We start from the raw sequence: 19860 nt of genomic DNA, 5'->3' as shown, positions 1-19860 counted from the left end.
TCTATGAATTTTTAAAGAACAGCCGCTTGATCCGGGAATCCGGTATCAACAACAAAACAGTCTCTTGCGAAACCGCTTTGGTGTTGAGTGATAAGTGTCTATCGGACGCTAGTTTTGACAACCAGGTATTGGTGGAGGATGACGGGATCGAACCGACGACCCCCTGCTTGCAAAGCAGGTGCTCTCCCAGCTGAGCTAATCCCCCTGATTGCCTATAGCCTGCGCATTGCTTCGTTGCCTGCTGCTCACACACATCAGTGTGCTTCGCATCAGACGCCTCGCACTGCTTGGCTCTAGTCAATCAGCATTTCACTGATCAACCAAAGCGGCATAAGCTCAACCTCTAATCCGTTGGAAGCTTTTGGTGGGTCTAGTTGGGCTCGAACCAACGACCCCTGCGTTATCAACACAGTGCTCTAACCAGCTGAGCTACAGACCCATTCCAATGCCTAGTAGCTACTGCGTCTTGTGTGACTCAGTCTCTACAAAGCCTTGGCTTGTGTTCCAACAACCGATAAGTGTGGGCGTTCAATCTTGATTGCTTTTTTGGCTCCTGCCGTGCCGATGGCACTTCACTTTGTTTGCACAAAGTGAGCATCCACCGAAACAGCGAAGCTGTTTTCCAGAAAGGAGGTGATCCAGCCGCACCTTCCGATACGGCTACCTTGTTACGACTTCACCCCAGTCACGAACCCCGCCGTGGTAAGCGCCCTCCTTGCGGTTAGGCTACCTACTTCTGGCGAGACCCGCTCCCATGGTGTGACGGGCGGTGTGTACAAGACCCGGGAACGTATTCACCGTGACATTCTGATCCACGATTACTAGCGATTCCGACTTCACGCAGTCGAGTTGCAGACTGCGATCCGGACTACGACTGGCTTTATGGGATTAGCTCCCCCTCGCGGGTTGGCAACCCTTTGTACCAGCCATTGTATGACGTGTGTAGCCCCACCTATAAGGGCCATGAGGACTTGACGTCATCCCCACCTTCCTCCGGTTTGTCACCGGCAGTCCCATTAGAGTGCCCTTTCGTAGCAACTAATGGCAAGGGTTGCGCTCGTTGCGGGACTTAACCCAACATCTCACGACACGAGCTGACGACAGCCATGCAGCACCTGTGTGCAGGTTCTCTTTCGAGCACCAATCCATCTCTGGAAAGTTCCTGCCATGTCAAAGGTGGGTAAGGTTTTTCGCGTTGCATCGAATTAAACCACATCATCCACCGCTTGTGCGGGTCCCCGTCAATTCCTTTGAGTTTCAACCTTGCGGCCGTACTCCCCAGGCGGTCAACTTCACGCGTTAGCTTCGTTACTGAGAAAGTTAATTCCCAACAACCAGTTGACATCGTTTAGGGCGTGGACTACCAGGGTATCTAATCCTGTTTGCTCCCCACGCTTTCGTGCATGAGCGTCAGTGCAGGCCCAGGGGATTGCCTTCGCCATCGGTGTTCCTCCGCATATCTACGCATTTCACTGCTACACGCGGAATTCCATCCCCTCTGCCGCACTCTAGCCATGCAGTCACAAAGGCAGTTCCCAGGTTGAGCCCGGGGATTTCACCTCTGTCTTACATAACCGCCTGCGCACGCTTTACGCCCAGTAATTCCGATTAACGCTCGCACCCTACGTATTACCGCGGCTGCTGGCACGTAGTTAGCCGGTGCTTATTCTTACGGTACCGTCATGACTCCCAGGTATTAACCAGAAGCTTTTCGTTCCGTACAAAAGCAGTTTACAACCCGAAGGCCTTCATCCTGCACGCGGCATTGCTGGATCAGGCTTGCGCCCATTGTCCAAAATTCCCCACTGCTGCCTCCCGTAGGAGTCTGGGCCGTGTCTCAGTCCCAGTGTGGCTGGTCGTCCTCTCAGACCAGCTACAGATCGTCGGCTTGGTAAGCTTTTATCCCACCAACTACCTAATCTGCCATCGGCCGCTCTAGTAGCGCAAGGCCCGAAGGTCCCCTGCTTTCATCCTTAGATCTCATGCGGTATTAGCTACTCTTTCGAGTAGTTATCCCCCACTACCAGGCACGTTCCGATGTATTACTCACCCGTTCGCCACTCGCCATCAGGCCGAAGCCCATGCTGCCGTTCGACTTGCATGTGTAAAGCATGCCGCCAGCGTTCAATCTGAGCCAGGATCAAACTCTATAGTTCGATCTTGAATTTAAAGTCTCTCGACTACTCACTCACTTGACGGTATCAAGAAGGCCTAAGCCTTCTTCATTACTGTTTATAGTGAGCGCTTGTTTTGCTCCGAAGAACATATGGCAATCGCCACCAAACGCCCACGCTTATCGGCTGTTAATTTTTAAAGACCCATCCAACCCAGCCAGCGACCATCTCTCGATATCACCAGCCCTCTTGGATCAACTCGCTGCAATCAGCGAAGCCTTGTATTGTAGCACAGGTTTTGTGCTCTCAAACGTTTTCACGCTTTCTTCTCAACTCTTGAGCCAGCACCACGGCCGCCTAGCAGCTCGCTAGCTTCAAACCTAGCGCACCACCCTCTTAAGAGCAGAGAAGAAAACGTCCAGCTAGTTGCTGGACGTTCTCAGAATAAAAGCCTGACGATGACCTACTTTCACACGGGAATCCGCACTATCATCGGCGCGAAGTCGTTTCACTGTCCTGTTCGGGATGGGAAGGAGTGGTACCAACTTGCTATGGTCATCAGGCATAACTTTTTGCTTTGCTGCCAGGTTTGTTAGGCAGCGCAGCGAATTCATAGAGTCTTATCAGCTAAATTTGATTGCGCTTTGGGCATAACTGCAGTTGCAGTGTCTTTGCATGCATCCCATCTAAGGGAGGGATCATCAAAGTTATAGGGTCAAGCCGCACGAGCAATTAGTATTGGTTAGCTTAACGCATTGCTGCGCTTCCACACCCAACCTATCAACGTCCTGGTCTAGAACGACTCTTTAGGGGGTCAAGCCCCCGGCAGATCTCATCTTGAGACGAGTTTCCCGCTTAGATGCTTTCAGCGGTTATCTCTTCCACACTTAGCTACTCGGCAATGCCACTGGCGTGACAACCGATACACCAGAGGTGTGTCCACTCCGGTCCTCTCGTACTAGGAGCAGGCTCTCTCAAATCTGCAGCGCCCACGGAAGATAGGGACCAAACTGTCTCACGACGTTTTAAACCCAGCTCACGTACCTCTTTAAATGGCGAACAGCCATACCCTTGGGACCGACTACAGCCCCAGGATGAGATGAGCCGACATCGAGGTGCCAAACACCGCCGTCGATATGAACTCTTGGGCGGTATCAGCCTGTTATCCCCAGAGTACCTTTTATCCGTTGAGCGATGGCCCTTCCATACAGAACCACCGGATCACTATGTCCTGCTTTCGCATCTGCTCGACTTGTCAGTCTCGCAGTTAAGCACGCTTATGCCATTGCACTATCGTCACGATGTCCGACCGTAACTAGCGTACCTTCGAACTCCTCCGTTACGCTTTGGGAGGAGACCGCCCCAGTCAAACTGCCTACCATGCACTGTCCCCGATCCAGATCATGGACCAAGGTTAGAACCTCAAACACACCAGGGTGGTATTTCAACGTCGGCTCCAGGTGAACTAGCATCCACCCTTCAAAGCCTCCCACCTATCCTACACAGATCTGTTCAAAGTCCAATACAAAGCTACAGTAAAGGTTCATGGGGTCTTTCCGTCTTTCCGCGGGGAGATTGCATCATCACAAACATTTCAACTTCGCTGAGTCTCAGGAGGAGACAGTGTGGCCATCGTTACGCCATTCGTGCAGGTCGGAACTTACCCGACAAGGAATTTCGCTACCTTAGGACCGTTATAGTTACGGCCGCCGTTTACTGGGACTTCAATCAAGAGCTTGCACCCCATCATTTAATCTTCCAGCACCGGGCAGGCGTCACACCCTATACGTCCACTTTCGTGTTTGCAGAGTGCTGTGTTTTTATTAAACAGTCGCAGCCACCTATTCTTTGCAACCGCTTTGGGCTCCATTTGTTCAACTTCACCTACTTGCGGCACACCTTCTCCCGAAGTTACGGTGTCAATTTGCCGAGTTCCTTCTCCTGAGTTCTCTCAAGCGCCTTAGAATACTCATCTCGCGCACCAGTGTCGGTTTGCGGTACGGTCGTGTGTAGCTGAAGCTTAGTGGCTTTTCCTGGAAGCTGGGTATCACTCACTTCGTCTGCAAGCAGACCCGTTATCACCCCTCATCTTAGCCCGGCGGATTTGCCTACCGAGCACGACTACAGGCTTGAACCAACATATCCAACAGTTGGCTGAGCTAACCTTCTTCGTCCCCACATCGCACTACACATCGGTACAGGAATATTGACCTGTTTCCCATCAGTTACGCATCTCTGCCTCACCTTAGGGGCCGACTCACTCTACGCCGATGAACGTTGCGTAGAAAACCTTGCGCTTACGGCGAGCGGGCTTTTCACCCGCTTTAACGCTACTCATGTCAGCATTCGCACTTCTGATACCTCCAGCATCCGTTACCAGACACCTTCTCAGGCTTACAGAACGCTCTCCTACCACGTGCAATAAATTGCACATCCGCAGCTTCGGTAACTGGCTTAGCCCCGTTACATCTTCCGCGCAGGACGACTCGATCAGTGAGCTATTACGCTTTCTTTAAATGATGGCTGCTTCTAAGCCAACATCCTGACTGTTTTAGCCTTCCCACTTCGTTTCCCACTTAGCCCGTTTTAGGGACCTTAGCTGGCGGTCTGGGTTGTTTCCCTCTTGAGTCCGGACGTTAGCACCCGGTGCTCTGTCTCCCAAGCTGTACTCTGCGGTATTCGGAGTTTGCATAGGTTTGGTAAGTCGCCATGACCCCCTAGCCTAAACAGTGCTCTACCCCGCAGGTAATACTTGAGGCACTACCTAAATAGTTTTCGGAGAGAACCAGCTATTTCCAAGTTTGTTTAGCCTTTCACCCCTATCCACAGCTCATCCCCTAGTTTTGCAACACTAGTGGGTTCGGACCTCCAGTACCTGTTACGGCACCTTCATCCTGGCCATGGATAGATCACTTGGTTTCGGGTCTACACCCAGCGACTTGTCGCCCTATTCGGACTCGATTTCTCTACGCCTTCCCTATTCGGTTAAGCTTGCCACTGAATGTAAGTCGCTGACCCATTATACAAAAGGTACGCCGTCACCCCTAAGGGCTCCGACTTTTTGTAAGCATGCGGTTTCAGGATCTATTTCACTCCCCTCCCGGGGTTCTTTTCGCCTTTCCCTCACGGTACTTGTTCACTATCGGTCGATGATGAGTATTTAGCCTTGGAGGATGGTCCCCCATGTTCAGACAGGGTTTCTCGTGCCCCGCCCTACTTGTCTGCAGCCTAGTACCACCAATGCGTTTTCACATACGGGGCTATCACCCACTATGGCCGGACTTTCCATTCCGTTTTGTTAACACACTGACTATCACTGCAAGGCTTCTCCGAATTCGCTCGCCACTACTATCGGAATCTCGGTTGATGTCTTTTCCTCTGGGTACTTAGATGTTTCAGTTCTCCAGGTTCGCTTCACTGAGCTATGTATTCACTCAGTGATACCTATTGCTAGGTGGGTTCCCCCATTCAGATACCTCCGGATCAATGCTTATTTGCCAGCTCCCCGAAGCTTTTCGCAGGCTATCACGTCTTTCGTCGCCTATCATCGCCAAGGCATCCACCACATGCTCTTAGTCACTTGACCCTATAACTTTGACCTCTATCTCTAGAGAACATCGCTACACTCTCAAGCAACTGCTTTGCGAGGTCTCTCACCTCGCGCGTTATGCCGTAATGTGAATATCTTTGCCGTAGACCTGGTCTCCCAGATCCACATTCTTGAAGAATATTCGTCATTACTGAATAAAAATTGCTCATCGCAAAGTTTCATTCGTTTTGACGCAATCAAATTGTTGCTGGTGGCACGGTCTGCACTAAACCTTTACGAATGTGCAGTTTCCACCAGCAACGCTGATTTCGACTCTATGAATTTTTAAAGAACAGCCGCTTGATCCGGGAATCCGGTATCAACAACAAAACAGTCTCTTGCGAAACCGCTTTGGTGTTGAGTGATAAGTGTCTATCGGACGCTAGTTTTGACAACCAGGTATTGGTGGAGGATGACGGGATCGAACCGACGACCCCCTGCTTGCAAAGCAGGTGCTCTCCCAGCTGAGCTAATCCCCCTGATTGCCTATAGCCTGCGCATTGCTTCGTTGCCTGCTGCTCACACACATCAGTGTGCTTCGCATCAGACGCCTCGCACTGCTTGGCTCTAGTCAATCAGCATTTCACTGATCAACCAAAGCGGCATAAGCTCAACCTCTAATCCGTTGGAAGCTTTTGGTGGGTCTAGTTGGGCTCGAACCAACGACCCCTGCGTTATCAACACAGTGCTCTAACCAGCTGAGCTACAGACCCATTCCAATGCCTAGTAGCTACTGCGTCTTGTGTGACTCAGTCTCTACAAAGCCTTGGCTTGTGTTCCAACAACCGATAAGTGTGGGCGTTCAATCTTGATTGCTTTTTTGGCTCCTGCCGTGCCGATGGCACTTCACTTTGTTTGCACAAAGTGAGCATCCACCGAAACAGCGAAGCTGTTTTCCAGAAAGGAGGTGATCCAGCCGCACCTTCCGATACGGCTACCTTGTTACGACTTCACCCCAGTCACGAACCCCGCCGTGGTAAGCGCCCTCCTTGCGGTTAGGCTACCTACTTCTGGCGAGACCCGCTCCCATGGTGTGACGGGCGGTGTGTACAAGACCCGGGAACGTATTCACCGTGACATTCTGATCCACGATTACTAGCGATTCCGACTTCACGCAGTCGAGTTGCAGACTGCGATCCGGACTACGACTGGCTTTATGGGATTAGCTCCCCCTCGCGGGTTGGCAACCCTTTGTACCAGCCATTGTATGACGTGTGTAGCCCCACCTATAAGGGCCATGAGGACTTGACGTCATCCCCACCTTCCTCCGGTTTGTCACCGGCAGTCCCATTAGAGTGCCCTTTCGTAGCAACTAATGGCAAGGGTTGCGCTCGTTGCGGGACTTAACCCAACATCTCACGACACGAGCTGACGACAGCCATGCAGCACCTGTGTGCAGGTTCTCTTTCGAGCACCAATCCATCTCTGGAAAGTTCCTGCCATGTCAAAGGTGGGTAAGGTTTTTCGCGTTGCATCGAATTAAACCACATCATCCACCGCTTGTGCGGGTCCCCGTCAATTCCTTTGAGTTTCAACCTTGCGGCCGTACTCCCCAGGCGGTCAACTTCACGCGTTAGCTTCGTTACTGAGAAAGTTAATTCCCAACAACCAGTTGACATCGTTTAGGGCGTGGACTACCAGGGTATCTAATCCTGTTTGCTCCCCACGCTTTCGTGCATGAGCGTCAGTGCAGGCCCAGGGGATTGCCTTCGCCATCGGTGTTCCTCCGCATATCTACGCATTTCACTGCTACACGCGGAATTCCATCCCCCTCTGCCGCACTCTAGCCATGCAGTCACAAAGGCAGTTCCCAGGTTGAGCCCGGGGATTTCACCTCTGTCTTACATAACCGCCTGCGCACGCTTTACGCCCAGTAATTCCGATTAACGCTCGCACCCTACGTATTACCGCGGCTGCTGGCACGTAGTTAGCCGGTGCTTATTCTTACGGTACCGTCATGACTCCCAGGTATTAACCAGAAGCTTTTCGTTCCGTACAAAAGCAGTTTACAACCCGAAGGCCTTCATCCTGCACGCGGCATTGCTGGATCAGGCTTGCGCCCATTGTCCAAAATTCCCCACTGCTGCCTCCCGTAGGAGTCTGGGCCGTGTCTCAGTCCCAGTGTGGCTGGTCGTCCTCTCAGACCAGCTACAGATCGTCGGCTTGGTAAGCTTTTATCCCACCAACTACCTAATCTGCCATCGGCCGCTCTAGTAGCGCAAGGCCCGAAGGTCCCCTGCTTTCATCCTTAGATCTCATGCGGTATTAGCTACTCTTTCGAGTAGTTATCCCCCACTACCAGGCACGTTCCGATGTATTACTCACCCGTTCGCCACTCGCCATCAGGCCGAAGCCCATGCTGCCGTTCGACTTGCATGTGTAAAGCATGCCGCCAGCGTTCAATCTGAGCCAGGATCAAACTCTATAGTTCGATCTTGAATTTAAAGTCTCTCGACTACTCACTCACTTGACGGTATCAAGAAGGCCTAAGCCTTCTTCATTACTGTTTATAGTGAGCGCTTGTTTTGCTCCGAAGAACATATGGCAATCGCCACCAAACGCCCACGCTTATCGGCTGTTAATTTTTAAAGACCCATCCAACCCAGCCAGTGACCATCTCTCGATATCACCAGCCCTCTTGGATCAACTCGCTGCAATCAGCGAAGCCTTGTATTGTAGCACAGGTTTTGACAACCAGAAGAAGTTGCGAAAGAAATCATCCGCCACCCAACTTGTCGCCACCACCAAAAACAAACCTCGCGAACCGCGCTCTTTCGAGTCTGGCAGCTTCGCAAGGCGTTGTGCTGTCGATGAACCGTATTGTATAGGGTTTCCACCATGCGTTGGTGAGGTTGGAGGAAATTTTTTATTGGATCCGTCGAACATGACACGGTCATGACAGCATTGCCGCACTTGGCATGGCGGCGTCTCTTGATCTCCCTCATTCCGAGCCAGCGCCCCGCGCACCAGATAATAGAGCCAACATGGCATTGATTACCTTATTAGATGCGCAGCTGGCCTTTGGCCATGTTGCTTTGCTGGACCACGCAGATTTTTCGCTGGAATCGCAGGAACGCGTTGGATTGATTGGCCGCAATGGCGCGGGCAAGTCTTCATTGCTGAAGATTCTTGCCGGCATGGAGAAGGCCGATGATGGCACTCTGCAGGTGCAGAACGGCGTACGGATTGCCTATGTGGCGCAGGAGCCCGATCTGAATCTCGCACACACGATCTTCCAGGCCGCTTCCGACGGTCTGGCTGCGATCACAGCCATTCGCGATCGCTACTTTGCCGCCGCCGAAGGCGAAGACCTGGATGCGCTGCAATCGCAAATTGAAGCGTATGACGCCTGGAACTGGGAGCAGCGGGTGGAGGAGACCCTGCAGCGCCTGCACCTGGATGGTCAGGCGGTCGTGGGCACGCTGTCTGGCGGGGTCAAGAAGCGCGTGGCCCTCGCCCAGGCGTTGGTGGCCCGGCCCGATGTGCTGTTTCTCGATGAACCCACCAACCACCTGGATCTGGATTCGATCGCCTGGCTGGAAGACCTGCTCAAGGAGTTCAAGGGCAGCGTGGTCACCATTACCCACGACCGCGCCTTTCTGGACGCAATCGCCACACGCATTGTGGAACTGGACCGCGGTGAGTTGCGCAGCTATCCAGGCAATTTTGCGCAGTACTTGCTTCAAAAAGAAGAGCAGTTGACGCAGGAGGCCGTCATCAACGCCAAAGCCGACAAACTGCTGGCCCAGGAAGAGGTCTGGATCCGCAAAGGTGTGGAGGCTCGCCGCACACGCAGCCAGAGCCGTATCGAACGTTTAAAGGCGTTGCGCGCCAACCGCGAATCGCGCAGGGAAGCCCTGGGTAGTGTGAAGATGGATATTGCTTCAGGGATGGGCAATGGCTACCAGGGCAAGATCGTTGCAGAGTTGACGAATGTGAGCAAAGCCTTTGGCAACAGGCAGATTGTGCGCAATTTCAGCACCACAGTGCTGCGCGGCGACAAGGTTGGCCTGATCGGCCCCAATGGCGCGGGCAAAACCACTTTGCTGAAGATGATTTTGGGCGAGCTGGCTCCCGATAGCGGCAGCATCCGCCAAGGCGCCAATCTGCAGGTGGCGTATTTTGACCAGATGCGCGATGCCATCAATCTGGATGCAACGCTGGAAGACTTCATCAGCCCCGGCAGCGAATGGATCGAGATCGGCAACCAGCGCAAGCATGTGAAGAGCTATCTGGGCGATTTTCTTTTCTCGCCAGCCAGAGCCAATTCGCCGGTGCGCTCACTCTCGGGCGGCGAGCGCAACCGCCTGCTGCTGGCCCGGCTGTTTGCACGGCCGGCCAATGTCCTGGTGCTGGACGAGCCAACCAACGACCTCGATATCGACACGCTTGATCTGCTGGAAGAGCTGCTGCAGCAGTATGACGGTACGGTGTTTCTCGTCAGCCACGATCGCACCTTTCTCGACAATGTGGTCACCAGCATCATCGCCGCAGAGGGTGACGGCCATTGGCGCGAATATGAAGGCTCGGTACAGGACTGGCTGATCCAGTCTCGCCGCTCACGCGAGATTGCAGAGCAGCAAGCCAATGCCCAGGCCAGCAAAGCCGCCAAAGAAGCAAAAGAGGCCAAGACTGCAGCACCTGCACCGACCACGACTTCCGCCGCCGCGCCAGTTGCCCAGCCCAAGCGCAAGCTCAGTTACAAGGACCAGCGCGAACTCGATCAGTTGCCTGCCCGCATCGCGGCACTGGAAACCGAGCAGAAAGCGATTCAGGCGGAGCTGGCCGACGGCTCACTCTACAACAGCGACTATGAGCGCGCCGTCAGCCTGCAGCAGCGCGATGCGGTGATTGAAGAGGAGCTGCTGGAAGCGCTGATGCGCTGGGAAGAGTTGGCAGGCTAAAACTCCACGGCCACAACAACAAAAGGCACACCAACGGAGCGCTGGTGTGCCTTTTGCTTTCTATAGTCATCACAAGGGCGCCATGCGACTACCGGCTGCCAGCCTCACTCCCACGCGCCCAGCCCTGTCAGATTGCCGTGCTGATCCCGGATGCGCATGGCAGATGTGGTGCGGTTGTTGGGTTGCAGTACAAAATGTGCGCTACCCAATACGGCCCCCTTGCCTGCATCGGCATGCCAGTCACAAATGACTTCGGCAGAGGCCGCAATGTTTTGCACCGATCGGCACTGCACAGCCCCGTCGACGCTTGCCACCACATCGCCCTTGTCTTGATTAAAGGTAACCACCCGGGCCGTTGGCATACCCATACCCGCTTGCCCGCCAGGAGGCTGAAAGTTCATCAGCCATTGGCCACTGAGCCTGCGTGCGAGGGTGGACTGGTCTTCCAGCACCAGGCGAATGGTGCTTTTCTGTTTTTCTTCAGGGAATTGAACCACTCCTTCTGTACGCAGACCGCGTTTGGTGCGGTCATCCAGGCGGTAGAACCCCAGCGTCATCCCACCCGGGCTGTTAACCGGAACAGCGGACTGCATGGCCCCACCAATGGCACGCCCACCTTCGTAACGCTGCAGGGCCAACCGGGTTTCCTGCTCCGAGTACGCACCGCTTCCCATGTGGAAGGTTGCGCCACCATTGCCCAGATAGTTGAATATCTGCGCAATCGCCAGCCCGTTCTGAATATCGACGGCGATTCCTCGCCCGGGCTTTCCATTGATTTCATCCGTCACCATCCACGTGCCATTGGAAGGAATCTGAACATCGCCTGAGTAGCACGATATATCTTGCATATAGGTGTAGGCGCCTTCCGAGCAATCGCCCCATGCACTGATGGTGCCACCCGCCATCATCTCGCCTTGCACCCCAAAGCGCCCACCCACGGCGCCAGTTGCCTCCACAACGCCCTGCACATCCGGCCCCGAGAAGCGCAAGGAAGCCTGGCTCACACGCGAGTCCGAAGAAACCGCTGCAGCCGGCTCTTGCGCCTTGCAGTCATAGGCATCCATTCCCTCGCGCCGTGAGCAGGCCAGCTTCTGCTGAGGCGCATTGGCCCCGGCAGTCGTTTGCTTCAACAGCAATTGGCGCTGAATTCCAGCGCCGGTGCCGCTGACGAGCTGCGCATCCCAGGCCATGGCTGGCTGTCCGTTGCCGTCCAGCCCCACCATCCGAAAACTGCGCGGCGAGATGGTTGCAGCCCTCACATACTGGGTCTCGAACTCCGTGCTCATCACGGTGAATCGCTGAATGGCCAGTTCTGGCTCGCCTGGAAACTGCACCACACCATGCAGCCCATCGGTGAAGCGCAGCACCACATTCCCCAGTGATTCGCGCAACTCCGCAGAACGAGGCTCACCACCAAATGAGCGCCCTCCCACGTAACGGATCAGCGGTGCCGCCACTACACCTCCATCGAGAGTGCCCATTGCCGTGTAGAAGGTTGCAGCACCCGACGCCTCGTATGCAAAAACCTGCATCAGAAATGCATTGCCCTGTACATCGATCGCAAGACCGCGCCCCGGTTTGCCATTGAGCTCACTCGTCACCACCCAGGTGCCCGGCTGCGGGGTAAAACTGCGAGCCGCCTGACTGGGCATGGCGCCCAGCACACTGGCTGCGATACATAGCGCTTGCAATGCGCGGCGTGCTTTCATGAGAATCCCCTTTTTTGTTTATTCAATAAAAATCGATCATCCGCCCCCAATGGAGCGCGCCAGACAATTAAAAACCATAGCAAACAGAACTCGCCTCACCCACCCATGGATTGCCTGCTCGGTAGGTTTTCTAATCATTTTTCTCTATCTTATCGGGAGAATATCGATAAATGGCCAATGTCTCTCCAGCAAACGCTGAAAGCGCTCCACAACTTCAGTTTCGATAGCAGTTGGTTTGCCCGGGATAGTCAGGCCATGGGTGCGCCATCTGCCTGCGGAAATTCCGTCCGCACCCTTTGGTAGATATTCCAGAACGTCACATCCTGCGTACAGGCGTAGTTGATGCGCATGAGCGTGGAAGGCTGGCGACTCGCATAGAACAGGGTGCCGGGAGCGATGAGGTAGTTTTCGTCCAGCATGCGCTGGGCCAGCACTTCGGTGTCCATGCCGGTGTCGACCCAGCCAAACATACCGGCCGGTTCGGTCACAAACTGGCAGCCCGCCTGCTGTGCCAGTTGCACGCTGTGCTTTCTGGCCTGGATGAGGCGGGAGCGTACCCGCTCGATGTGACGACGCAGTTGGCCGTTTTCGATACACAGAGCCATGGCACGTTCCATGATGGCTGGACTCGTGAGTGTGGACAGCAGCTTGGTGTCGAGCATCCGGTCCACCATATCGGGCGGTGCAGCCATATAGCCAACGCGCCAGTTGGGCGCAAGAATCTTGGCAAAGCCGCTGATATAGATGGTGCGCTGCAAGCCGTCGAGCACCGACAGGCGCGTGGCATGCTCGGGTGCGATATGGCTGTAGGTATCGTCTTCCACCACATAAAAGCCGAACTCCTTGGCCAGTTGCAACACATGGTGCGCTGCTGCCGGGTGCAGGCTGTAGCTGGTGGGGTTGTGCAATACGCTCACACTCACATAGAGTTTGGGCGCATGGGTTTCGCAGTAGCGGCGCATTGTGGCCAGATCGGGACCATCCGCGCCACGCGGTACGGGCAGCACCTGCATGCCCAGTGCCGCCAGGCGGGCAAACTCCACAGACCAGCCCGGCTCCTCCACCATCACCGCGTCGCCCGCTTTGAGAAGCGTGCGGCTGACAATGTCCAGCGCCTGCGTCGCGCCCACGGTGGTCATCACCTGGTCGGCACTGACCGGCAGGCCCAGGGTTTTGAGCCTGTCGGCCAGCAGGCCGCGCAGCATCTCGTCGCCCATGGGCACGCCATAGCCCCAGGACATGGTGCGCAACTCTTCCAGGCCCACCACTTTGCGCAATGCCGATTGCAGAAACTGGTTCTGCAGCCAATCGGGTGGAAGCATGCCCGCCCCAGGCTGCGGGTGCGTGGCCTTGTGCATCATGCCGCGAATGAGCGAGGTGGCATTGATACGCGCCGATGCAGCAGGCAAGGAGAGCGAAACGGCATCCTTCAATGTTCTGCTTTTGATAGCAGCTTGCGCTTTTCCTGCACGCGATTGCGTCGATTTTTCTACATAGTCGCGAACATAAAAACCGCGCTGGCGACGCGATTCAATCAAGCCCTGCGCCTGCAGCAGATCGTAGGCGGCCACCACCGTATGGTGACTCACACCCTGCTGGACGGCACAGGCGCGCACCGACGGCAAGCGGGTACCTGCGGGCAGCAGCCGCGAACGGATGCGCTCGGCAAAACGGGCAGCCAATTGTTCGGTCAACGTGTGGGTGGCATCGCGGGTCAGCATGGTGTATCAGCGTTGGCACCGATACAGTTTGCGCGCTTGGCAGTACATCTGTATTGGCACTGTATTGGTCTCACCTCTATAGTAATCGCAAGTACAGCGAGCGGCAATCGCCTTTCGCCCCCTCAGAACGTGTTTACGACCTCAGGCGTGGCAGGCTTGCCACCCTGTCACGGCAGCGATGCCGCGCTGGTGCGTCTCTTGCCAGAATGACGAATCCGCTCACCTGTACGACCACAAGATGACCACCACCATGACCATTGTCGATTTCACCGCCTTTCTCGTATTGGCTACGGCGATGAGCTTTACGCCCGGCCCCAATACCACCATGGCAGCCGCCATGGGCGCCAACTGGGGGCTCAGGCCCGCCATGCGCTTTGTGTGGGGCGTTCCGGTGGGCTGGTGCGCATTGCTGCTGTTGTGCGCCAGTGGGGTCGGTACCTTGGTGATGGCGGCACCTGTGATGAAGACCGCCATCAAGGCCGTAGGCATTGCCTACCTGGTGTGGCTGGCCTACAAATTGAGCGGCAGCGGCAAGCTCGCCGAAGCCAAGGACGCCAGCCTGATCGGCTTCTGGCAGGGCGTGTGCCTGCAGTTCGTGAACGTCAAGGCCTGGCTGCTGGCCCTGGCCATTGTTGCGGGCTGGATTGTCGGTTTCGAAGACCAGCTCATGCGCCTGGCTATCGTCGTGCCCATCATGCTGCTCTACGCATTTGCCAGCAATTTGCTGTATGCATCCGTCGGCGCCCTGCTGCGCACCTGGCTGGCCCAGGGCCAGCGCCTGCTGTGGTTCAACCGCACCATGGCATTGGTGCTGGTGTTGACTGCAGTCTGGATGATCAAGGCCTGAGCCTGCCCATTCCAACCCCAACCGGCTTCACACCACCGTTCAGTCCCATGACGACAGCCCTCCACACCACAGCCCGCACCTTCCCATCGCTGCCCCTTGGCAGGATGGAACTTCGCTTGGCTGTCCATGTGGCCTCCGCCATCGGACGGACAATGACGACGATCAACACGCCAGCCACAAGCTGGCAGGCGGCTGCCGCCCGCCGAGCGCACTCCCGGACGCCCGGCAACCGCCCTATTGCAACCTCAAAAGCCGCTGTTTCACAGCCCTGCATTTGAGTATTTGATTGGATGTATCTGGCGATGCGTTGTGCAGACGGCGCACCGTACGAGGAAAAAAATGAACAACTGGACCCTGGCAAAACGTGCCTCCACCATGAACCCTTCCGTGATCCGCGAGATCCTGAAGGTGACCGAAAAGCCCGGCATCATCAGCCTGGCGGGAGGCCTTCCCTCCCCCAAGACCTTTCCGATCGAGGCTTTCAAGAACGCTGCGGACAAGGTGCTGCTGCAAGACGGCGCTTCTTCGCTGCAGTACGCAGCCAGCGAAGGTTACGCCCCGCTGCGCGAATTCATTGCCCAGCAACTGCCCTGGGACGTGAGCCCGGAACAGGTGCTGATCACCACCGGCTCCCAGCAAGGGCTGGATCTGGTCGGCAAGATCATGCTCGACGAAGGCAGCCGCATGCTCTTGGAAACACCCACCTATCTGGGCGCCTTGCAAGCTTTTTCTCCCCAGCAGCCGGAAGTGGTGGGCGTGGACAGCGACGAGCACGGCGTGATCCCTGCCGATCTGGAGCGCAAGGTGGGCACAGGCGCGCAAAAAGCCCGCCTGATCTACCTGTTGCCCAATTTCCAGAATCCCACGGGCCGCACGATGGACGATGCCCGCCGCCAGGCCGTGGTGGAGCGCCTTGCCGAACTGGGCGTGCCGTTTCTGGAAGACAACCCCTATGGCGACCTGTGGTACGACGAGGAGCCCGCCGCGCCGCTGACCGCACGCAACCCGGACGGCGGCCTGTACCTGGGCTCGTTCTCCAAGGTGCTGGCTCCGGGCCTGCGCCTGGGCTACATCGTGGCGCCCAAGGCCATCTACCCCAAGCTGCTGCAGGCCAAGCAGGCCGCCGATCTGCACACCCCAAGCTTCAACCAGCGCATGGTGGCAGAGGTGATCAAGGACGGTTTCCTGGATCGGCATGTGCCCACCATTCGCGCGCTGTACAAAAAGCAGCGCAATGCCATGCTGGCCGCACTGGAGGAGCATTTCGCGGGCATCGATGTGCAATGGACCCGGCCCGTCGGCGGCATGTTCCTGTGGCTGCGCATGCCCGAGGGCGTGGACACCGTGAAGATGCTGCCCGCAGCCGTGGAGCGCAACGTAGCCTATGTTCCCGGCTCCGCCTTCTACGCAGCCAACCCGGACCACCGCACCATGCGCCTGTCGTATGTGACGGCCTCTGAAGAGCAGATTCACATCGCCATCAAGGCCTTGGCCGACACCGTGCGCGCCGCCCTGGCGCAGCAATAGGCCCTTGCACCGATCTGGCCAGGGTGCCCTGCAAAGGCCTGGCCACTGCTTTGCCCAGGGCCTGGGCAAAGCCTCTCTCATCACCATCCGAAAGCCACTCATGCTGAAAATCTGGGGCCGCATCTCCTCCATCAATGTGCGCAAAGTCGTCTGGGCTGTGCAGGAACTGGGCGTGCCGTTCGAGCGCATCGACACCGGCGGCAAATTTGGCGGAACGCATACGCCCGAGTTTCTGGCCCGCAACCCCAATGCCATGGTGCCAGCCATCGAAGACGGCGAAGGCGCCTTCCGGGTGAGCCTGTTCGAGTCGAACGTGATCGTGCGTTATCTGTGCGCGCGCTACTCTCCCGGCGTACTGTATCCGGCAGCCCTGGCCCAACGCTTTGATGCCGAGCGCTGGATGGACTGGCAGCAGACCACCTTGAACCCCGCCGGGCGCGATGCGTTCATCCAGCTCATCCGCATGTCCCCGGAGCAGCGCGATGCGCAGAAAATTGCTGCGTCCATTGCTGCGATGGAGCCGTTGCTGCAACTGCTGGACCGGCATCTGGCCACCCACGCCTACCTGCAGGGCGACCATTTCGGCATGGCCGACATCCCCGCCGCCTGCGACGTGCACCGCTGGTGGAACCTGCCCGCCGCCGACTACCAGCGCCCTCACTACCCGCATGTGGAACGCTGGTTTGCCGCACTGCTGGCCCGGCCAGCCACACGGGGCGTGCTCGATATCACACTCGAATAAATTCAAGAAAAATTGGCCAGCAGCGCACGCCCAGTGCGCGCCATGCATTCAATCTTCATAGCAAAACACCTTCCCATGCCCCCCCGCCGATTCACCCAGCTCGATGTATTTGCCGACCACCCCCTGCAAGGCAATGCCCTGGCCGTCGTTCTGGACGGCGAAGGCATCAGCGATGCCGCCATGCTGGATTTTGCTCGCTGGACCAACCTGTCGGAAACCACCTTCCTGCTGCCGCCCACGGCCGAGGGCGCAGCCGCCGGTGCCGACTACCGTGTACGCATCTTCACCCCGGCGGGAGAGCTGGCCTTTGCCGGCCATCCCACGCTGGGCAGTTGCCAGGCCTGGCTGGACGCGGGCGGCACGCCACGCCAAAGCCAGGTGGTGGTGCAGGAATGCGCCAAGGGCCTCGTCACCATTGCCCGCGTGGCTGCTACGGGTAGCCCGGGCTCAGAAGGCCTGGCATTTGCCGCGCCGCCACTGCAGCGCAGCGATGTGCCCGCCAGCCTGCAGGCGCAGGTGCTCGCTGCCCTGCAACTGCAGGCCGATGACCTGATCGCCGCCCAGTGGCTGGACAACGGATCGCGCTGGATGGGCCTGCTGATGCGCCACATCGATAGCTTGCCACGCGCCCAGCCCAACGCGGCTGCGCTGCGCGCGGTGGGCGTCAAAGCCGGGCTGTGCGCCATCCACCCCCAGGGCAGCAGCGCAGGCAGCAATGCCGAGCCCGTACTGGAAGTGCGCGGCATCACCCTGGCCGCCCACGGCATTGCCGAAGACCCCGCCACCGGCAGCCTGAACGCCAGCCTGGCCCAATGGCTCAGCGCTGCCGGGCACATTGCCTTGCCATACCGCGTGCAGCAAGGCGCAGCCATCGGCCGTGCAGGCCGCATGCGCCTTGTGGCCGATAGCGCCGATGCGGGCGGCCAGATCTGGGTGCAAGGCCAGGTGCACAGCGTTGTGACGGGCCAGGTCGTTCTCTGAATCTTCAAGAAAGGGATTTCCCATGCGTACACGCGCCTTCATGCAGGTCGATGTGTTCTCCGAGACCGCGTACCGCGGCAATCCGCTGGCCGTGGTGCTCGACAGCGAAGGCCTGAGCGACGAAGCCATGCAGGCCTTTGCTCGCTGGACCAACCTGTCCGAAACCACCTTTCTGCTGCCACCCACCCAGGCGGAAGCCGACTACCGCGTGCGCATCTTCACGCCAGGCGGCGAGTTGCCTTTTGCAGGCCACCCCACCCTGGGCAGCTGCTACGCCTGGCTGGCTGCGGGCGGCAAGCCCCGCAAACCCGGCACCGTGGTGCAGGAATGCGCCAAGGGGCTGGTGCCGTTGCGGATGAATCCGCAAGCCAACGCGACAGGCTCCGACCTGGGCACAGGCGGCCAGTTGGCCTTTGCAGCGCCTGCACTTGCGCGCAGCAGCATCAGCGATGCCGAACTCGCCCCCGTGCTGCAGGCTGCCGGCCTGCGTGCTGACCAGGTCATTGCCCGGCAAAAGCTGAACAACGGCCCGCTGTTCTGGGCCCTTCTGGTCGATGAACCCGATACCGTATTTGCGCTGCAGCCTGATGCAGCCGCCCTGCACGCACTGGGCACGGAACTGGCCGTGGCAGCGCGCTACCCCCAGGCTGGCCGGGCCCTGATTGGTCGCGCCAGCCGAGAAGCCCAGGCGTTTTCCAGCAGTGCACCTGCCGGCCCCGCTGCCGCTGACCCGGATCTGGAGGTACGCGTGTGGTTCAACACCGGCGCCACGATGAGCGAAGACCCCATCACCGGCAGCCTGAACGCGAGCCTTGCGCAATGGCTGCTGGCCGACGACCACATCGAAGCGCCCTACACCGCCAGCCAGGGCATCAACCTGGACCGGGCAGGCCAGGTATTCATCACGCAGGACGGGGGCGGCCAGGTCTGGGTTGGCGGTCAGGTCACTGCCTGCATCAGCGGCACGGTGCAGCTATGAATTCATCCACCTCCATGTCGACAATCTCCCAGCTCGACCATCTGGTGGTGATGGCCGCCACGCTGGAGGAAGGCGTGCAATGGTGCGAAGACACGCTGGGCGTCACGCCCGCAGCAGGCGGCCGCCACGCCTTCATGGGCACGCACAACCGCCTGCTGCGCACCAGCAGCGATGCGTTTGTGGCCTCGTACCTCGAAATCATCGCGATTGATCCCGAAGGCGTTCCGCCAACCGCCCCGTTTGACAAACGCTGGTTCGACATGGATGCCGCCTGGCTGCGCGCGTCGGTCACGCAGCATGGACCGCAGTTGATCCACTGGGTGGCACGCGTACCCGATATCGCCGCCAGCACCGAGGCCTTGCGCGCATTGGATTTGCCTGCAGGCGCGCCGCAGGCCGCCAGCAGACAGACGCCGCGCGGCCTGCTGGAATGGCAGATCGGCTTGCGCAGCGACGGGCAGCGGTTGCTGGACGGCTGCCTGCCCACCCTGATCCGCTGGGGCGCCATCCACCCCGAAGCCAGCATGCAGGACCAGGGCGTGCAGCTGCTGGGCCTGGAGCTGCAGCACCCGCAGGCAGGCGCACTGCGCGCCGCACTGCTGGCGCTGAATCTGCCTGTGGACGCCCCGATACAGGTGCAAGGTGGTGCCCAGCCTGCTCTGGCCGCACACCTGCAGACACCCAAGGGGCTGGTGACGCTGCGCAGCAACGCATCCACTCCGCCTTGATAGACAACGACCGCAGGAG

At 57.7% G+C, this 19860-nt stretch carries 10 protein-coding genes, 4 tRNA genes and 4 rRNA genes; 7 read left to right on the top strand and 11 right to left on the bottom strand.

Features of this window, described 5'->3' with window-relative positions; all coding sequences use genetic code 11:
• Positions 1-129: 129 nt before the first annotated feature.
• The 9 genes from LAD35_RS22015 to LAD35_RS21975 form a co-directional block, all read right to left on the bottom strand.
• Positions 130-205, bottom strand: a tRNA-Ala gene (locus LAD35_RS22015).
• Between the two features lie 157 nt (positions 206-362).
• Positions 363-439, bottom strand: a tRNA-Ile gene (locus LAD35_RS22010).
• A gap of 187 nt (positions 440-626) precedes the next feature.
• Positions 627-2156, bottom strand: a 16S ribosomal RNA gene (locus LAD35_RS22005).
• Between the two features lie 408 nt (positions 2157-2564).
• Positions 2565-2677, bottom strand: a 5S ribosomal RNA gene (gene rrf / locus LAD35_RS22000).
• A gap of 148 nt (positions 2678-2825) precedes the next feature.
• A 23S ribosomal RNA gene (locus LAD35_RS21995) occupies positions 2826-5700 on the bottom strand.
• A gap of 406 nt (positions 5701-6106) precedes the next feature.
• A tRNA-Ala gene (locus tag LAD35_RS21990) sits at positions 6107-6182 on the bottom strand.
• 157 nt (positions 6183-6339) lie between these two features.
• Positions 6340-6416 (bottom strand) — tRNA-Ile (locus LAD35_RS21985).
• A gap of 187 nt (positions 6417-6603) precedes the next feature.
• Positions 6604-8134 (bottom strand): 16S ribosomal RNA (locus LAD35_RS21980).
• Together the 16S, 23S and 5S rRNA genes with 4 tRNA genes alongside form the textbook arrangement of a ribosomal RNA operon.
• A 212-nt stretch (positions 8135-8346) precedes the next feature.
• Positions 8347-8589 (bottom strand): hypothetical protein, encoded by a 243-nt coding sequence (locus LAD35_RS21975; protein ID WP_224153057.1) that lies wholly within the window; start codon positions 8587-8589, stop codon positions 8347-8349.
• A 98-nt stretch (positions 8590-8687) separates the two neighbouring features.
• Here LAD35_RS21975 and LAD35_RS21970 point away from each other — a divergent pair, with 98 nt between their 5' ends.
• Positions 8688-10607 carry an ATP-binding cassette domain-containing protein gene (locus LAD35_RS21970; protein WP_224153056.1) on the top strand — a complete coding sequence of 640 codons (1920 nt, stop codon included), beginning with the start codon at positions 8688-8690 and terminating at the stop codon, positions 10605-10607.
• 104 nt (positions 10608-10711) lie between these two features.
• On the opposite strand, the gene LAD35_RS21965 is transcribed toward LAD35_RS21970, so the two are convergent.
• Positions 10712-12316: a hypothetical protein gene (locus LAD35_RS21965; RefSeq protein WP_224153055.1), complete on the bottom strand. Its 1605-nt coding sequence runs from the start codon at positions 12314-12316 to the stop codon at positions 10712-10714.
• Positions 12317-12564: 248 nt separating this feature from the next.
• Complete coding sequence (locus tag LAD35_RS21960) at positions 12565-14037, bottom strand: aminotransferase-like domain-containing protein (protein ID WP_224153054.1); 1473 nt, start codon at positions 14035-14037, stop codon at positions 12565-12567.
• Between the two features lie 250 nt (positions 14038-14287).
• Here LAD35_RS21960 and LAD35_RS21955 point away from each other — a divergent pair, with 250 nt between their 5' ends.
• The 6 genes from LAD35_RS21955 to LAD35_RS21930 all read left to right on the top strand — a co-directional run bounded on the left by LAD35_RS21955 (position 14288) and on the right by LAD35_RS21930 (position 19841).
• Positions 14288-14884, top strand: a complete 597-nt coding sequence (locus LAD35_RS21955; protein ID WP_224153225.1) for a LysE family translocator — start codon at positions 14288-14290, stop codon at positions 14882-14884.
• A gap of 339 nt (positions 14885-15223) precedes the next feature.
• On the top strand, positions 15224-16411 hold the full coding sequence (locus LAD35_RS21950; protein ID WP_224153053.1) for an aminotransferase-like domain-containing protein: 1188 nt from the start codon (positions 15224-15226) through the stop codon (positions 16409-16411).
• Between the two features lie 100 nt (positions 16412-16511).
• A complete protein-coding gene (locus LAD35_RS21945) occupies positions 16512-17153 on the top strand; it encodes a glutathione S-transferase family protein (RefSeq protein ID WP_224153052.1) in 642 nt (213 codons plus the stop codon).
• A gap of 75 nt (positions 17154-17228) precedes the next feature.
• Positions 17229-18134, top strand: coding sequence for a PhzF family phenazine biosynthesis protein (locus tag LAD35_RS21940; protein WP_224153051.1), 906 nt, complete (start codon positions 17229-17231; stop codon positions 18132-18134).
• Between the two features lie 22 nt (positions 18135-18156).
• The gene (locus LAD35_RS21935; RefSeq protein ID WP_224153050.1) at positions 18157-19113 is read left to right on the top strand and encodes a PhzF family phenazine biosynthesis protein; all 957 of its coding nucleotides are present in this window, start codon (positions 18157-18159) and stop codon (positions 19111-19113) included.
• 14 nt (positions 19114-19127) lie between these two features.
• Positions 19128-19841: a VOC family protein gene (locus LAD35_RS21930; RefSeq protein WP_224153049.1), complete on the top strand. Its 714-nt coding sequence runs from the start codon at positions 19128-19130 to the stop codon at positions 19839-19841.
• The last annotated feature ends 19 nt before the right edge of the window (positions 19842-19860 follow it).

The organism is Comamonas odontotermitis (genome assembly GCF_020080045.1).
Taxonomy (GTDB): Bacteria; Pseudomonadota; Gammaproteobacteria; order Burkholderiales; family Burkholderiaceae_C; genus Comamonas; species Comamonas odontotermitis.
The sequence above is the reverse complement of the archived record's forward strand: the minus strand, read 5'-3'. Positions and strand labels throughout refer to the sequence as shown.

Bases quoted from the DNA above. Each gene is read 5' to 3' on its own strand.
- LAD35_RS21975 (WP_224153057.1), bottom strand. From the start codon at position 8,589: ATGTTCGACGGATCCAATAAAAAATTTCCTCCAACCTCACCAACGCAT.
- LAD35_RS21970 (WP_224153056.1), top strand. From the start codon at position 8,688: ATGGCATTGATTACCTTATTAGATGCGCAGCTGGCCTTTGGCCATGTT.
- LAD35_RS21965 (WP_224153055.1), bottom strand. From the start codon at position 12,316: ATGAAAGCACGCCGCGCATTGCAAGCGCTATGTATCGCAGCCAGTGTG.
- LAD35_RS21960 (WP_224153054.1), bottom strand. From the start codon at position 14,037: ATGCTGACCCGCGATGCCACCCACACGTTGACCGAACAATTGGCTGCC.
- LAD35_RS21955 (WP_224153225.1), top strand. From the start codon at position 14,288: ATGACCATTGTCGATTTCACCGCCTTTCTCGTATTGGCTACGGCGATG.
- LAD35_RS21950 (WP_224153053.1), top strand. From the start codon at position 15,224: ATGAACAACTGGACCCTGGCAAAACGTGCCTCCACCATGAACCCTTCC.
- LAD35_RS21945 (WP_224153052.1), top strand. From the start codon at position 16,512: ATGCTGAAAATCTGGGGCCGCATCTCCTCCATCAATGTGCGCAAAGTC.
- LAD35_RS21940 (WP_224153051.1), top strand. From the start codon at position 17,229: ATGCCCCCCCGCCGATTCACCCAGCTCGATGTATTTGCCGACCACCCC.
- LAD35_RS21935 (WP_224153050.1), top strand. From the start codon at position 18,157: ATGCGTACACGCGCCTTCATGCAGGTCGATGTGTTCTCCGAGACCGCG.
- LAD35_RS21930 (WP_224153049.1), top strand. From the start codon at position 19,128: ATGTCGACAATCTCCCAGCTCGACCATCTGGTGGTGATGGCCGCCACG.